Below are 15,514 nucleotides of genomic sequence, written 5' to 3'. Positions count from 1 at the left end.
CAGAAGTGAAAGGGGGTATACATTACAGTTTTTTAATTAAGACAGATTTGTTTCTTGTATTTATATATTTCTGTTAAACCCATGATGTATGCTTGATTTTGTATTGTATATTAGCATACTATTATTATTGTAGACATTTATTATAGACATTTGGATTTAGTATCCAGTCCAATTATTTTGCAGTAATTCTTAATACAGATTTCTTTTCAAAAGGAATATAATGAATGTAACTATTCAGCCTGGCACGATTTGCCTATTGGTACTGATTTCATCGAAATAGAGATGTCTACTCACTAATAATCTAACAATCAAAAAAGCAATCAATAGCAACAATCAAAATAAATGATCCTAATGAAATTTACGTTTCAACTTTTTGTCAAGATTGTTATTGATAGCGTTTTTATCAGGCTGAATAGTTACTAATGAATAATCAATTATGTTTTGCTTAATTTTCGATATGTGCATTATATTGGATTATTCTGGAATTCTAACGAAAGTGTCTTTTTTTTGTCTCATCGAGATATTAAATCACACATGTGCAAAATATCATATTTATATTTTATGTATCTTTGCGTTTTGATATTAGCGTCTGTATTTTTGATTATTCTAAAATATATTGTGTAAGTATTTGTTTATGCAAAGCTGTTTTCTTTTGCCTTCATGGTTCAAAAACAGGTGCATAAGCAGTCATTATTTTTTTCATTGTTTTTGAAAATCAGCTTTTGTAAGAATGATCTCATCTCGTATTTATGTCTTTCCAGACACATTCTTTTTCTTTATGTATTTAAACTTATCGAGTGCTTAATCGAAAAATATATATCTAAGTGAACACCATTTGACAATATTACACTATAGGAGTTCACTTCAATGGATGAATATACACCTAAAGAGAGATTGGCACGCGCATTAAGAGGAGAAACAGTTGACAGAATGCCAGCCATCTCTGTTACGCAGACAGGAACCCTGGAACAGATGGAAGCCTGTGGTGCTTTCTGGCCTGAAGCTAACGATGATGCAGAAACAATGGCAAAACTTGCAGAAGCCGGCCACACGGCAGTAGGCTTTGAAGCTGTACGTGTCCCGTTCGACATCAGCGCAGAAGCTGAATTCTTCGGATGTGGTATCAAGGCAGGTACAAAAGAACAGCAGCCATCCGTTGTTGGTCACGTTGTCAAGACCATTGAAGACATCGACAAGCTCAAAGGCTATGACCTCAACGAAGGAAGAATTAACGTTGTTTGTGATGCTATCAAGATCCTTGCAGACAAGTACGGAGACGAACTTCCTATCATGGGTAGTATGATCGGTCCTTTCTCCCTTTCACAGCACATCAATGGTGATGACTGGTTCATGGCTATCATGACAAATGAGGAATTCGGTCTTGCACTCATGGAATTCTCAACTGATTTCAGTGTTGCATATGCCAAGAAGATGGTCGAGAACGGTGCAGACACAATGGTCATCATTGACCCAACCGCAAGTGCACAGCTTATCGGTAATGAATTCTACGAGAAGTTCGTTGTACCTTTCCACAAGAGAATCTGCGACGCAATGCGTGAGCTCGGTGTAACTACCGTACTGCATATCTGTGGTGACACAACCCAGGGTCTTGCACTCATGGAAACATGTGGTGTAGACGGTATCAGTGTTGACCAGAATGTAGATGCTGCAACAGCTGTAGGAAATGTAGAGAGAGCTGTCATAGTAGGTAACCTCGATCCTGTTAACATGCTCTGGAACCAGACACCTGAAGCTATCAGGGAAGAGTCACAGAAGGTACTGGATGCAGGAATTGGCCTCCTCGGCCCTGGATGTGGTATTGTGAGCAAGACTCCTACCGAGAACCTCCAGGCAATGGTCGAGATGGCAAAGAATCACAAATATTAATATCATAGATAGAAAAATAATGGAAAGGGAATAAAGCTGATTTTCCCTTTCATTTTTTAGTAACTATTCAGCCTGGCACGATTTGCCTATTGGTACTGATTTCATCGAAATAGAGATGTCTGCTCACTAACAATCTAACAATCAAAAAAGCAATCAATAGCAACAATCAAAATAAATGATTCTAATGAAATTTACGTTTCAACTTTTTGTCAAGATTGTTATTGATAGCGTTTTTATCAGGCTGAATAGTTACATTTTTTGTAACTATTCAGCCTAACTGTTTTAATGATGCAAAAAACAATATACTATGGCTTCATTCTATGTGTTAAAAAATATTCAGTAAAATATCATAAAAAACGTCTATCAATCTGAGGGGATTTGTATAGACCGCGAAGAAATACTTGCAGTTTATGAAGCTGGTCCAGAAGCAGTAGTAGAACTTGTAACTCGATTACTTGGGATAATTGAACATCAATCTCTCCAAATTGCACAACTTGAAGAGCGTGTCAGGCATTTGGAAGAAATGCTTGAAAAGAATAGTCGCAACAGTAGCAAACCACCTTCTACTGATTCTTATGCACGGAATAAACCAACCGTTAAAAGTCAAAGAAAAAAGACCAATAAGCATGTAGGTGGTCAAAACGGTCATCCTGGTACTACATTAAGAATAAATGATGATCCGGATGAAGTTATTGTTCATCCTGTTAATCAATGCGTCAATTGTGGGAGATCGTTAGCTTCTGTTCCCTCTGACTATGAAAGAAGACAGGTCTTTGACATTCCTCCTATAACTATCAATTGCATTGAACATCGTTGCGAGATTAAAACATGTCCCAAATGTTCTCATGTAAACAAAGCTCTTTTTCCAGATGGTGTAACTCAGCCGACTCAATACGGTCATCGAGTTAAGTCATTTGCAGTTTATTTGCACACTTACCAATTACTTCCTTATCAGCGTGTTACCAAGTTGTTCTCTGATATTTTGGGATGCAAGATAAGTCCTGCTACTTTGGTGAACACGGAACGTAGTTGTTTTGAGAAGCTTGGAGCTTTTGAAAATACAGTGAAACATCTCCTGAAAGAATCTCCTGTCATCAATCTGGATGAAACAGGAATGAGAATAAATGCAGTTCGTAATTGGCTTCATGTGGCAGGTACAGACAAACTGACCTATTATTTTGCACATCGCAAAAGGGGCTCAGAAGCAATGGATGCTATGGGCATATTACCAGGTTACACTGGTGTTGCAACACATGATTTTTGGAAACCGTACAACAAATATGAATGTCAACATTCATTATGTAATGCACATTTATTACGAGAGTTAACTGGAGCTTCCGAAAACAGGGATCAACAGTGGCCAAAGATAATGAGTGATCTCTTGATATGCATTAAACATCATGTTGATAATGATCTTTTAGATACTGAGCTAATTCAAAGGTTCAGTGAGGATTATGATCACATAACTTGTTTAGGAGTGAATGAAAATCCTCCTGATCCGGAATCAAATGTGCGGTCTAAAAAACGAGGACGTAAGAAGCAGACCACGGTAAAGAATTTGCTGGATAGGTTTATTGGCCATAAAGAGGATATCTTGCGATTTATGTACGACCAAAACGTTCCGTTTGATAACAATCAGGCTGAAAGAGATATCAGAATGACGAAAGTACAGCAGAAGATATCAGGTACTTTCCGCAGTAAACAGGGTGCAAAAAATTTCTGCCGTATAAGAGGATACGTGTCTACTGTTAATAAGAATTCTGAATCTGTTATCGATGCAATTAGTGCAATATTTTATGGCAATTCATTTGTTCCAAAGTTGCAGAATTAATCGTGGATGAAGAAATCAGCTTGGTGGAAGTGAGCTAGGCTGAATAGTTACCATTTTTTATTACTATTTTTTATTTTGATCCGATTCTATTTTTGATTTTTTGGAACAAAGTTTCCTGAGTTCTATTGCATTCTCAAACTCCGGTTCTATTTCTAGCAGATTTCCAAGTGCTTTTTTGGCTTCATCATATCTTTTAAGTTCGAAAAGGGCGACACCCTTACAATACCATGCCTGTGCAGAATCTGGCAGAATCTGTGAGGAGGAACTCCTTGATATCCAGGCAAAACGGGGGAACTGAAAAGCCTGAGGATTTGACAATTCTATGGATCTGTCATATGCTTCCAATGCCTCATCGTACCTGCCAAGTTTGCATAAAGTGTTACCTTTGTAGCACCAGGCACCTGGGTCTTCAACGCTTAGGTCCAAGGCATTCTCAAGGCACTTAAGAGCATCTTCATATTTCTTATTTTCAAAGAGTATCAGTGCTTTACTGCAAAAAACTTTAGGGTTACTTGCCTGTTTCTCAAGGGTCCTGTCTATAAGTTCTAATGCCTCTTCATTTTTGCCCATTTTATAAAGTACAAAACTTCTGTCAAACCATGTCTCAACTGCCTTTACATATGCCCTTGAGGCTTCTTTATCCATCCCCTGCACAGAAAATATATCTCCCAGGGAATTCCACAGTTCTTCAGCTTTGATGTAAGAGTCAATGGCTTCTTCACAGTATCCTAACTTTAGATGGACATGTCCTTTGCTATAAGCTTCGACAGCGTTTTTTTCAGTGTTCCTTATTTTTTTCTTATCCAGAGAATCGTCATAGAGTTTTCGCAGCAGGCTCATATCTAAAAGTAGTCTCGTATGCATATATATTTTTGTTAAATAGCACTCTGATCATTTTTCTGTTAATCACATTCAAGACCTTTCCATTCATTATATATATCAAAATTTTAACTACACCAAAATGTCCAGAAGAAAGCAAAAGGTCCGGGATATTACGGATTTCAAGAGCCTTTTGAAGAAACAGGGATATAGTCTTGCAGGTAAGCATTCGGCAGTGAAGACATGTCTCTGGCTTGGAAGAGCCATCAAGGATGAAGGCGAATGCTATAAATCCGTTTTTTACGGTATACAGTCACATCGTTGTTTACAGATGACGCCTACTCTTATGTGTAATCAGAAATGTCTTCACTGTTGGAGGCCTACAGAAATCGATGTGCCTATTCCTGCAGACTGGAATTCTCCAGTGGAAATAGTGGGGTCATGTATTGATTCTCAGCGAAAGTTAATTTCCGGCTTTGGAGGCTCAGCTCCCCGGGAACTCTGGGCGGAGGGCAACGAACCACGTCATGTAGCAATATCCCTTTCAGGGGAACCCACACTTTTCCCACAACTTCCGGAACTTATCGGAGAGTTTAAAAAACAGGGTTTTACTACCTTTGTAGTAAGCAATGGTACGGTACCCCTGATGATTGAAAAAATAAACCCCTCACAGCTTTACATGAGCCTGGATGCACCGGACCTGCAAACTTATGAAAAAGTCTGTGTTCCAAAGTCTCCTGAACTCTGGGACAGGATAAACGAATCCCTGGATATACTTCGGAGCAAAGATACAAGAACTGTCATACGTATAACTTTGATCAAGGGTGTAAATATGTTCAAGCCGGAAGCTTATGCTGAACTTATTAAAAAAGCAGAGCCTGATTATATAGAAGTCAAAGCTTACATGCACCTTGGCTTTTCCAGGAAAAGGTTGCCACGTGAAGCTATGCCTTCTCATGGTGAAGTAATGGATTTCTCAGTAAAGCTGGCCGGACACCTTGATTATAAGGTTGCAGAAGACGTAGAAGTTAGCAGGGTCGTCCTGCTCTCTAAAGATGGTTCTGTTTCTCATCTTATGTAGTATAATATATTACATAAGTTCTATGATTTTTTAGTAGAAGAGTTACAATGCCTACCTGTTACAACTTCTGTCACAATCTATATTTATAGTTAGAAGTACATATGGCATCACAATCGAATCGAAGATAGGAAATAATCATAGTTCACTTCAATCGCGGAGTATTTTCAATATGTCAGAACAATCTGCTCATTCTAAGTACGAATTCAAGAAACAGTTAGAGGAACTGCGAAGCAAGAAGGGTCGTGGTACCGAACTGATATCACTTTATATTCCTCCCGGAAAGCAAATATCCGATATCACCTCCCAGCTCAGGACAGAGCACGGCCAGGCTTCCAACATTAAATCAAAGGTTACAAAAGATAATGTCCAGGGTGCGTTGGAATCCCTGCTTTCGAGGCTCAGGTATGTGGAAGTCCCTGAGAATGGTATCGTTTTCTTTACCGGTGCCGTAGACATAGGTGCCAACAAGACAAATATGGAGTCTATGATAGTCGAGCCTCCACAGCCTATAGTTACCTACAGGTACCATTGTGACTCATCGTTCTTCCTTGAACCGCTTGAGGAAATGCTAAGGGACGCAAAAACATTCGGCCTGCTTGTGCTTGACAGAAGAGAGGCAACAGTTGGTCTGCTGGTAGGCAAACATATCGAGTCATACAGGCATCTCACATCTGCAGTTCCTGGAAAACAGAGAAAAGGTGGTCAGAGTGCTCACAGGTTCCAGCAATTGAGACTTATTGCCATCCATGACTTCTATAAACGAATCGGTGATGCTGCAAGCGAAGTATTCCTTACGGTAGATCATAAGGACTTTGAGGGTGTTCTCATAGGTGGTCCTTCACCAACTAAGGAAGAATTCGAATCAGGAGAATTCCTGCACCATGAATTGCAGAAGAAAATGCTGGGACTTTTTGATGTCGCTTATACGGATGAATCAGGTCTTGCCGAACTGGTCAATGCTGCCAGTGAGAGGCTTTCAGATATTGATCTGATGGTTGAGAAAAAACTCATGCAGCGTTTCCTCACTGAGCTAGTATCTGATTCCGGAAAGGCCGGTTATGGTGAGATTCAGGTTCGTAATAATCTGGATATTGGCGCAGTGGAAATTCTGATGATATCCGAAGATCTGAGGGCAGAAAGACTTACTTTGAGATGTCCCAATGGAGATTACGAGGATAAGGTCACCCGTAATTTCAAACCAGGAGAGCAGGATGCTTCTGGTGGAGCTTGTCCTGTATGTGGAACTAACGTTGAGATAGTTGAAAGAGTTGATACAGTGGATGAGTTGTCTGAACTTGCAGACCAGATGGCAACTGATGTACAGTTCATATCAACTGACTTTGACGAGGGTTCACAGTTGCTCAATGCCTTTGGTGGAATAGTTGCTATACTGCGCTTCAATACAGGTGTATAAACTCATTTTGAGGTGTTATCTTGTTCCTTGAATTTAAAAAACAGGTTACTTCAGCTCTGGGAGATGCCCTTGCATCACTGGGTTTTCAGGTAGATGATCTGGGATTGGAAGCTTCCCAGCATGCCGATATTGCTTCAAAGGTTGCTTTCCGGCTTGCAGCACAGGCAAAGCAGAATCCCAAAGAACTTGCCGATAAAATAGTCGCAGCTATTGAATTGCCCGATGGATCCATGATAGGCGATATCAAGACAGTTGGTCCTTACATAAATATAACTGCAGGACGCAATTATGTTGACAATACGGTACTTGCTATACTTGATGAAAAAGAAGCCTTTGGTGGCAATTTCTGTCAGGGTAAAATATTGCTGGAGCATACATCCGCAAATCCCAACGGTCCCCTTCACGTGGGCCATATCCGTAATTCCATAATAGGTGATACCCTCAAGCGTGTGCTCATGCGTGCAGGCTACGATGTGGAGACTCAATACTATGTCAACGACATGGGTCGCCAGATTGCTATTGTTTCATGGGCTCTTTCGCAGTTTGAGTTTGACACCACGAAAAAACCCGATCATGCAATCGCAGATGTTTACATAAAGGCCAATGCAGAGCTAACTGAAAATCCTGATAAAGTATCTGAGATTGACAGTCGTATGCAGCTGGTAGAAAAAGGTGATGAGGCGACCATTAAGAGCTTTGATGAGGCTGTTTCTTTTGCAGTGGATGGTATCAAGGAAACCCTCTTACGCATGAATGTTGAGCATGACAGTTTCCCATATGAATCCGGTTTTATTCATTCAGGTGCGGTTTCCCGTATAGTTGAGGAAATAAAGGCAACTGGCAGGACTGAAATTGATAAAGGTGCCCTTGTTGTAGACCTCTCAGATTATGGCTTTGAAAAGACACTTGTTATCCAACGTTCCGATGGAACATCTCTCTATACCACACGTGACCTCGCATACCATGAATGGAAGGGTGAGAGGGCTGACAGAATGATAGATGTCTTAGGTGCGGATCACAAGCTGATATCCGGACAGCTCAAGGCAACATTGAATGCTATAGGCAAACGTGAACCGGAGATAGTTATATTCGAATTCGTTTCCCTTCCTGAAGGTTCCATGAGCACTCGCAGAGGAAAGTTCATCTCTGCTGACGAATTGCTTGACCAGATAGAGAAGCAGGCATATACTGAAGTGGATAAACGCCGGCCTGAGATGCCGGATGAGTTCAAAAAAGAAGTTGCCAGAAACGTAGGTATAGGTGCTGTAAGGTATGATATAGTTAAAGTCTCCCCTGAAAAGTCCACGGTTTTCAATTGGGAGGAAGCCCTTGACTTTGAGAAACAGGGAGGTCCCTTCATACAATATTCACATGCTCGCGCATGCAATATTCTCAAGAAAGCAGAAGAAGACGGTCTCTGGGATTCTTCCAGGCCAATTGATCCGTCCTTGCTTGTAGAGGATACTGAAGTGGACCTGATAAAGAAGATGGCTTCCTTTGACAGTGTCATTGAAGCATCTGCAAGGGAATTGAAACCTAATTCAATTGCAATTTATGCAAGGGAACTTGCAGAGTCCTTCAATCAGTTCTATCGTTTTGTGCCTGTAATAAATGCCGAAGAGGAAGAGCTTAGGGATGTCAGGCTCGGTCTTGTGGACTGTGCAAGGATAGTTCTTGCAAGTGTTCTCGATACACTGGGTATCGGTGCACCGGAATCGATGTAATTGGGTTTACACTTCCTTTGAACCCAATTTTTCCAATTCCCTTTTTTTTACGTTTTCATTCTTTATGAGTTAACAATTAAGCATATGATTTTTTGAATCTCATGTTTATGGTTTACTTTTTTTGTATTTGGAAATAACAATTTATTAGAAATCATATTTTGGTTCCGTATAAAAAGAATTAGAATATACCGGAAAATCCAGTTCAATATTATCAGCATACATGGTTTAACATTAATAAGCATCCGAGAATATTATTAAATATGAATAATATGTTCCCGGAAATCATAATGCATAAGTAACTATTCAGCCTGGCACGATTTGCCTATTGGTACTGATTTCATCGAAATAGAGATGTCTGCTCACTAACAATCTAACAATCAAAAAATCAATCAATAGCAACAATCAAAATAAATGATCCTAATGAAATTTACGTTTCAACTTTTTGTCAAGATTGTTATTGATAGCGTTTTTATCAGGCTGAATAGTTACATGCATAATACAATAAGTCTTGATGGAGCAATAAATGAATTTGATATTGATCTGGAATTGCATTATCAGATATTGAGTTCATTCAAACCTGATGCAACACTAGTGGGATCGGTTACAGCTAAAACCGGAATTGAGAGTTTTATAGAGGAAGTACCACCGGAAGAGAGCACAGACTTCAGCAAACCCTCGATAAAATCAAATGATGGCGCCCCACTTTGCAATCCTTACTGGATAATAGTGGATACCTCTGGAATTCTTGAAGGCTTACTGCATGTCTTAAGAAGATCAGAGTACTGTAAGGACGTAATATTGTTAGTCTCTGAAAAAACATCACTTTCGTACCTCAACTATCTTAATGAAAGAAATTATGAATATGTTGTTACTGGAGAGGAATACGTAGATTATAAAAAAGCTCTGGAAATTTGCACTAAGAGATACGGCTTCGAAAAAATAGTCATGGATAGTGGAAGCACCCTTTGCGATATAATGCTGGATGAAGGCTTAATTGACAAAATCGATCTGATCATAACTCCTGTTATAGTAGGGCACAACAGTGAAAATATGTGTGGGGAGGTACTGAAGTCGGGACAAATGCTCAAGATGTTAGATCATGAAGTGCTTAAAGAAGATTTCTTACATGTGCAGTATAAAGTTATGAAATAATGGCTTTGTAGAAATCTTACTTTGCAGATGATTCTGACACAATAAATTAAAGAAGATAAGTCCTTTGGATATTGCTTACCATCCATCAAACCAAACGTATAAATCTCCCAAACACAAAGTCAATATGGGAATTGATTATATGGCAGCATGTGTTCAACTAGTAGGGGAGTAATAGGCAAATGAAACAGAGGATATTGCCACCCGGCTATTTCTTTTTGTTATTGCTCTTGGCCATAACATCACATTTTTTATTTTCGTCCTGGACTTTCATTCGTCCACCATACTCATATTCAGGTATCGTTCCTGTTATTTTTGGTATTGTATTGAACCTGTGGACTGACAGTGCCTTCAAAAACAATAGCACAACTGTAAAACCGTTTGAAAAGCCTTCTTCATTCATTGTATCTGGTCCTTTTCGAATCAGTCGACATCCCATGTATCTCGGAATGACTTCCATATTGCTTGGAGTATCATTGTTGTTGGGGTCGGTAATTAGTCTCATGTCGTTGGTAATCTTTGTATTCCTGATGGAAAAATTGTTCATTTCCGTGGAAGAAAGAAATATGGAAGAGATTTTCGGTGAACAATACCTTGTCTACAAAAGAAATGTAAGGCGCTGGATTTGATTATTTTAATCATTATCCTAAACATTACTCAATAACATAATATATTTCATCAAAGCCAATATACTTCACCAATCTGGAAAATAACCATGACCAAGATAGCTTATCTTTATGTCTTTAACACCATGGCCGACTGGGAGCCAAGCTTCCTGATAGCTGAAATGAATACGGGTCGCTACTTCCAAAAGGATGCTACAAAATACACTGTCAGGACAGTTGGTATCACAAAAGAACCTGTTGTCACCATGGGAGGAGTACGTATTACACCAGATATGAGCCTTGAAAGATGCACAACTGATGATGCAGGAGTATTGATTCTATCTGGTGGTAATACCTGGCTGGAAGATACCCATGCTCCTGTGCTGGATAGAGTAAAGGAGTTCCTGAATGCGGGTGTTCTTGTGGGTGCCATTTGTGGTGCAACAATGGGCCTTGCCAAGGCAGGGCTGCTGGACAACCGTCCTCACACCAGCAATGATTTGGGATATCTGAAAGCAGTCTGTCCCACTTACGCCGGAGATAAGTTCTATCGCCATGAATCTGTGGTTCATGATGATGATCTGATAACCGCATCAGGTGTTGCTCCTCTGGAGTTTGCGCGTGAAGTTCTCAGAGAGCTCGGCGTGTTCTCAGCCCAAACTCTCGAAGCATGGTATCAGTTGTATGTTACACACGAAGCACAGCATTTCTATTCACTTATGGGGTCGCTGGAGGATTGAGATATATTATGGCTATTTTTTGAAAAACTATCAAACCTTTTTTTCTCAGATCAAACACCCATCTGCTGACTCCGGGTGCTACATTACCACATCTTCGATAGAATTCGGTCTCGAATCCCATATTTTCATAAACTTCGACAAGCTCCGGTATCTGTTCTTTGACCTTGAAAGTGTAAAAATGTAAATGTCCGCCAGCTTTCACGAGTCCAGAAATTGTTTCCAGAAAATGATCCATCCCATAAGGAGTGGGAATGATAGCCCTGTCAAATCGTTTTTTGATCATGTTGGGGAGGCGGGTTGCATCAGCATTGATTATGTGGATGTTTTCTTCGACCTTATTGAGTTTGCAGTTGCGTACGAAAGATTTGCATGCTTCGCCGTTCATTTCCACTGCAACTACCCTTGCCCCTGCTGCTGCAGAGGGAATTGCGAAGGGACCTACTCCCGAAAAAGGAACAAGTACATTTTCTCCGGGCTTCACCAGAGAAGCAATCCGCTTTCTCTCAAATGCAAGCCGTCCGTTGAAAAAAGATTTTTGAAGATCAATCCTGTAAGAAAAGCCGAATTCCCTGTGAATAGTTTCGGTGCTGTTACCCACAATGATCTCAAATTCGGCAATCCTTCTGTCACCTTCAAGTTTTGAGATTTTGTTGAGTACCATTCTTATGTTCTTCATCCTTTCCATGATAGCTGAAGCTATGTCCTGCTTGTAATTGCCCATACTTCCGGGAATTGATACTACGGCGATATCACCGATAATATCAAAGCGATTTGGTAGCTGTTCGAGTTCCTTTTCAGGTATAATCCCTTTCAGTTCATCCTTAAGGCTCATTTTTTCAGTCCGTTTTTGCTCTAACGCAACGAAGGATTAAAAGGATTGGTGTATGCCTTTTTTATTCTTTCATATATCCAGGAGTGACCTTTTTCTCAAGTATTGTGAAAGAAAGATCAATTAGTATCGCAAGCATAATCGCAGGTATAGCACCTGCCAGGAGGGTGCGGGTGTTGTAACCAATGAGACCCTGGAATATTATTTCTCCCAGCCCACCACTTCCGATAAAAGCTGTTAATACTGCAATACTGTTCGCAAGGATACCGGCAAATTTAATTCCTGCAAACATTGCCGGATATGCATTTGGAAGTCTTATGTGCATGTTAATTTGCCACTGACTCAGTCCGATACCTTCCGCATAATCTATTAGTGCAGGGTCGACATTGCTCAGACCGATGTAAGTATTTTTGATAATTGGAAGCAGTGCACGCAGCATTATAGCAACCACAGCAGGGGTGAAACCAATTCCAAGGAATGGAACCATAATTGCTACAACGGCAAAGCTGGGAACCGCTTGTACCAGATTTGCAAATTTCATCACGGCAAATTCCAGTTTCTTACTGTAAAGTGCTGCAAAGGCAAGTGGTATTGAAACGGCTATACTCACAAATAGTGTAGTATATACCAGGACAATGTGTTCCCAGGTCGCCTCAAGTACCGTTTCAAGGATTACCATGTTCCATACCTCTCATGGAGTTTTTTCTCAACAATGCCTGCAAAACCGTCAAGAAAAACTGCAAGTAATCCTGTCCACAATCCTGCAATGAGGATCACATCTTTCTGGTAGAGCTGGATCCCGTTCTGCAGTACTGTTCCAAGTCCTCCTGCAGCAACCAGTCCTCCAAGAGTCACAACACCCATGCAGAATACAAGTGCTATTCTGATACCACCTGCTATTAGTGGCAGTGACATAGGGATTCTCACTTTAAACAATGCTTCGCGTGGAGAAAGACCTATAGCATGAGCAACGTAGGTGTATTGCTCATCCACACCTTTTAGCCCCGTGTAAGTGTTCCTTGCAATTGGAAGTATCGAATAGAGCACGCATGCTGCGATGGTTGGACCGGCACCAAGTTTGAGTATTGGAAGAAGCAGTACAATGAGTGCAAGATCCGGTATTGTCTCCACAATGTTAAGGAAATTAAGTACGGTATTTGCAGTCTTAGGTCTCATATATATGAAAACACCAACGGTAACGCCTATTACTATGGACAGCAGTAGAGCTATACTGAACATCTGCAAATGCTCAATGGTACGCATTGTCATAAGGTGCTTATCCCAGACATTCGCTATGATCTGTAATGTTGACATAAGGTTTCCTTCAGATAAGTTTTAGCAATACCTCGTCAGATACAAGGATACCAATAGGATGTTTTGAATCCATGACGATCGCAAGGTGTTCTCCACTTTTCTTAATTTCGGAAAGTGCAAGTGCAACAGAATCCAGCGGCTGGAAAGTTTTCATGGGTTTTGCTATATCAGCCAGTTTCTGAGATTGAGTCCTGCATTTCATAAGGTCCATCATTGTGACCTGTCCCAGGAGTTCATCCCCATCAAATATGAACGCATTTTCGATATCTTTATTTGTCATCTCCTCAACGGCATCACATGCTTCCATTTTTCCTTCAAAGGCATATTTATCTTCAAATGGAGACATCAGATCTTTAACGTTAAGAGTATCCATATGTTTGAATTTACGCTGGGTATCAACAATATCTGCAACAAGATCGTTTACAGGATTAAAAATGAGTTCTTCAGGGGGACCTACCTGCACAAGTTTTGCCTGGTCCATTATAGCTATCCTGTCACCGAGTATTAGTGCTTCTTCAATGTCATGGGTCACAAATACAATTGTCCGGTTGATTTCGTTTTTGACCTTAAGAAACTCTTTTTGGAGTTGTTTGCGCAATATCGGATCCAGTGCACCAAAAGGTTCGTCCATCAGGAACAGAGGTGGGTCCATCACCATGGCCCTTGCAAGTCCGATTCTTTGTTGCTGTCCTCCACTCAATTGTCTTGGATACCTGTTCATAAACATTTCAGGTGGAAGAGATACGAAATCCAGCAGTTCTCGTACTCGTTCTTCTATTCTGTTCTTATCCCAGCCTTCAAGTTTTGGGACAAGGCCTATATTTTCCCCAATAGTCATGTGAGGGAAAAGGCCTATATTCTGGATAACATATCCCATATTACGGCGCAGACGAACCGGATCTGTTTCCCGCGTGTCAAGACCATTGATGGTGACACTTCCAAAATCCTGTTCTATCATCCTGTTCATCATTCTCAGCGTGGTAGTTTTTCCTGAACCGCTGGGTCCGATAAGAATCAACAGTTCTCCACCATGTATTTCCAGGTCAAGATCTTTTACTGCAAATCCTGATCCGTATTTTTTTGTGATTCCCTTGAACTGGATCGAATCGATTCGGTCAAATAGCCTTTCAGTTTGCATATCTGCTCCCTGGGAATTATGCTGTATTTCAAAAAATAGTAAGGGAGAATTAGATTTCCCTTATTCTCCTATCAGTCCTTCATCGACAAGGAACTGATATGCGATATCTCGTGGTTCCTTCTGTTCAATATCGAACTGGTAGTTCAATTGTCTCATTGCATCGGTGTCAATTGCACCGTCGAGTTTCTGCATTGCAGCAACAGCTTCAGGATTTTCCTCTGCGAACTGCTCCGTTACTATAAGGATAGCATCGTAAGGTGGCAGTGCATTTTTATCATCCTGAAGGACCCTGAGTTCGAAAACTTCGTTCCTTGTATCAGTTGTGTAAGCAGAAATGACTTCTACCTCATCACTCTTGATAGCTTCATACATTACGGTAGCAACTGCCTGCTTGTAATCCATGAAATCAATGCCGTATACATCATTTATGCGTGGAAGACCATCCTCACGGGTCGCAAATTCAGGGTCAGTTCCAATTGTCAGTTCTGCAGCATATGGTTCAAGGTCACTTATCTTCGTGACATTATTTTCTGCAGCCCAGTCCTCTTTTACTGCAATGGCATACGCATCCTCGAATCCAAGGTTGCTGATTACAATCACTCCGTCCTGTTCCATCAGACCAGTTTCTGTTGCGTCGTAAACTACCTGCCTGTCCCAGTCATCAAGCTGGCTCAGGTTGAGTATTTGACTGTAAGCAGTACCTGTATATTCAGCATATACATGTATCTGACCGGCTTTCAATGCTTCATAATTGACAAATGTGCCGCCAAGTCCCTGTTTGACATCGGTATCATACCCAGCATCTTCAAGAACAAGAGCTGTCATATGTGCCAGAATATAGGACTCCTGGAATAGTTTAGATCCTATTACAACAGTTTCTTTCATTTCTTCAGTATCAGCAGGCTCCTCAGTGCATCCACTGGCAAACAAAGCCATAATTACAACTAACAATATTAAAATAGTCTTTCTCATAATTCAACACC

At 40.5% G+C, this 15,514-nt stretch carries 14 protein-coding genes; 8 read left to right on the top strand and 6 right to left on the bottom strand.

Annotation, left to right across the window (positions count from 1 at the left end):
• The first annotated feature begins 867 nt into the window (after window positions 1–867).
• Together mtbA and tnpC are read left to right on the top strand one after the other, a co-directional pair.
• Window positions 868–1,887: a methylcobamide:CoM methyltransferase MtbA gene (gene mtbA, locus V7O67_RS01495; protein ID WP_406670625.1), complete on the top strand. Its 1,020-nt coding sequence runs from the start codon at window positions 868–870 to the stop codon at window positions 1,885–1,887.
• A 382-nt stretch (window positions 1,888–2,269) separates the two neighbouring features.
• The gene (gene tnpC / locus V7O67_RS01490; RefSeq protein ID WP_406671409.1) at window positions 2,270–3,718 is read left to right on the top strand and encodes an IS66 family transposase; all 1,449 of its coding nucleotides are present in this window, start codon (window positions 2,270–2,272) and stop codon (window positions 3,716–3,718) included.
• 63 nt (window positions 3,719–3,781) lie between these two features.
• Here tnpC and V7O67_RS01485 read toward each other — a convergent pair whose 3' ends face one another.
• Entirely contained in the window at window positions 3,782–4,558 is a 777-nt protein-coding gene (locus V7O67_RS01485; protein ID WP_342303791.1) for a tetratricopeptide repeat protein, read from the bottom strand.
• A gap of 121 nt (window positions 4,559–4,679) precedes the next feature.
• Here V7O67_RS01485 and twy1 point away from each other — a divergent pair, with 121 nt between their 5' ends.
• From twy1 to V7O67_RS01455, 6 genes are all read left to right on the top strand, one after another.
• The gene (gene twy1, locus V7O67_RS01480) at window positions 4,680–5,618 is read left to right on the top strand and encodes a 4-demethylwyosine synthase TYW1 (RefSeq protein WP_406670624.1); all 939 of its coding nucleotides are present in this window, start codon (window positions 4,680–4,682) and stop codon (window positions 5,616–5,618) included.
• A gap of 169 nt (window positions 5,619–5,787) precedes the next feature.
• The gene (prf1, locus tag V7O67_RS01475) at window positions 5,788–7,032 is read left to right on the top strand and encodes a peptide chain release factor aRF-1 (protein WP_406670623.1); all 1,245 of its coding nucleotides are present in this window, start codon (window positions 5,788–5,790) and stop codon (window positions 7,030–7,032) included.
• Window positions 7,033–7,052: 20 nt separating this feature from the next.
• Window positions 7,053–8,756 carry an arginine--tRNA ligase gene (gene argS / locus V7O67_RS01470; protein ID WP_406670622.1) on the top strand — a complete coding sequence of 568 codons (1,704 nt, stop codon included), beginning with the start codon at window positions 7,053–7,055 and terminating at the stop codon, window positions 8,754–8,756.
• A gap of 489 nt (window positions 8,757–9,245) precedes the next feature.
• A complete protein-coding gene (locus tag V7O67_RS01465) occupies window positions 9,246–9,908 on the top strand; it encodes a dihydrofolate reductase family protein (RefSeq protein WP_342303795.1) in 663 nt (220 codons plus the stop codon).
• Between the two features lie 179 nt (window positions 9,909–10,087).
• Window positions 10,088–10,534 carry an isoprenylcysteine carboxylmethyltransferase family protein gene (locus V7O67_RS01460; protein ID WP_342303796.1) on the top strand — a complete coding sequence of 149 codons (447 nt, stop codon included), beginning with the start codon at window positions 10,088–10,090 and terminating at the stop codon, window positions 10,532–10,534.
• Window positions 10,535–10,620: 86 nt separating this feature from the next.
• Window positions 10,621–11,250, top strand: coding sequence for a type 1 glutamine amidotransferase family protein (locus tag V7O67_RS01455; RefSeq protein WP_342303797.1), 630 nt, complete (start codon window positions 10,621–10,623; stop codon window positions 11,248–11,250).
• On the opposite strand, the gene V7O67_RS01450 is transcribed toward V7O67_RS01455, so the two are convergent.
• From V7O67_RS01450 to V7O67_RS01430, 5 genes are all read right to left on the bottom strand, one after another.
• Window positions 11,228–12,082: a class I SAM-dependent methyltransferase gene (locus V7O67_RS01450; RefSeq protein ID WP_406670620.1), complete on the bottom strand. Its 855-nt coding sequence runs from the start codon at window positions 12,080–12,082 to the stop codon at window positions 11,228–11,230. The genes V7O67_RS01455 and V7O67_RS01450 overlap by 23 nt on opposite strands.
• Window positions 12,083–12,143: 61 nt before the next feature.
• Window positions 12,144–12,758 (bottom strand): ABC transporter permease, encoded by a 615-nt coding sequence (locus V7O67_RS01445; RefSeq protein ID WP_342303799.1) that lies wholly within the window; start codon window positions 12,756–12,758, stop codon window positions 12,144–12,146.
• Window positions 12,752–13,393 carry an ABC transporter permease gene (locus V7O67_RS01440; protein WP_342303800.1) on the bottom strand — a complete coding sequence of 214 codons (642 nt, stop codon included), beginning with the start codon at window positions 13,391–13,393 and terminating at the stop codon, window positions 12,752–12,754. Before V7O67_RS01440 ends, V7O67_RS01445 begins: the two co-directional genes overlap by 7 nt.
• Before the next feature lie 10 nt (window positions 13,394–13,403).
• Window positions 13,404–14,531 carry a betaine/proline/choline family ABC transporter ATP-binding protein gene (locus V7O67_RS01435; protein ID WP_342303801.1) on the bottom strand — a complete coding sequence of 376 codons (1,128 nt, stop codon included), beginning with the start codon at window positions 14,529–14,531 and terminating at the stop codon, window positions 13,404–13,406.
• A 60-nt stretch (window positions 14,532–14,591) separates the two neighbouring features.
• A complete protein-coding gene (locus tag V7O67_RS01430) occupies window positions 14,592–15,503 on the bottom strand; it encodes a glycine betaine ABC transporter substrate-binding protein (RefSeq protein WP_342303802.1) in 912 nt (303 codons plus the stop codon).
• Between the last annotated feature and the right edge of the window lie 11 nt (window positions 15,504–15,514).

Origin of the sequence: Methanolobus sp. ZRKC4 (genome assembly GCF_045291305.1) — an archaeon.
Taxonomy (GTDB): Archaea; Halobacteriota; Methanosarcinia; order Methanosarcinales; family Methanosarcinaceae; genus Methanolobus.
Note: the sequence above shows the minus strand (reverse complement) of the source record. Positions and strands in the feature narration are given on the sequence as shown.

What these genes read in the sequence shown, in the direction of transcription:
- V7O67_RS01430 (WP_342303802.1), bottom strand. Translation starts at nt 15,503, where the DNA reads ATGAGAAAGACTATTTTAATATTGTTAGTTGTAATTATGGCTTTGTTT.
- V7O67_RS01465 (WP_342303795.1), top strand. Translation starts at nt 9,246, where the DNA reads ATGCATAATACAATAAGTCTTGATGGAGCAATAAATGAATTTGATATT.
- V7O67_RS01460 (WP_342303796.1), top strand. Translation starts at nt 10,088, where the DNA reads ATGAAACAGAGGATATTGCCACCCGGCTATTTCTTTTTGTTATTGCTC.
- twy1 (WP_406670624.1), top strand. Translation starts at nt 4,680, where the DNA reads ATGTCCAGAAGAAAGCAAAAGGTCCGGGATATTACGGATTTCAAGAGC.
- V7O67_RS01450 (WP_406670620.1), bottom strand. Translation starts at nt 12,082, where the DNA reads ATGAGCCTTAAGGATGAACTGAAAGGGATTATACCTGAAAAGGAACTC.
- V7O67_RS01485 (WP_342303791.1), bottom strand. Translation starts at nt 4,558, where the DNA reads ATGAGCCTGCTGCGAAAACTCTATGACGATTCTCTGGATAAGAAAAAA.
- V7O67_RS01445 (WP_342303799.1), bottom strand. Translation starts at nt 12,758, where the DNA reads ATGGTAATCCTTGAAACGGTACTTGAGGCGACCTGGGAACACATTGTC.
- V7O67_RS01455 (WP_342303797.1), top strand. Translation starts at nt 10,621, where the DNA reads ATGACCAAGATAGCTTATCTTTATGTCTTTAACACCATGGCCGACTGG.
- prf1 (WP_406670623.1), top strand. Translation starts at nt 5,788, where the DNA reads ATGTCAGAACAATCTGCTCATTCTAAGTACGAATTCAAGAAACAGTTA.
- V7O67_RS01440 (WP_342303800.1), bottom strand. Translation starts at nt 13,393, where the DNA reads ATGTCAACATTACAGATCATAGCGAATGTCTGGGATAAGCACCTTATG.
- V7O67_RS01435 (WP_342303801.1), bottom strand. Translation starts at nt 14,531, where the DNA reads ATGCAAACTGAAAGGCTATTTGACCGAATCGATTCGATCCAGTTCAAG.
- mtbA (WP_406670625.1), top strand. Translation starts at nt 868, where the DNA reads ATGGATGAATATACACCTAAAGAGAGATTGGCACGCGCATTAAGAGGA.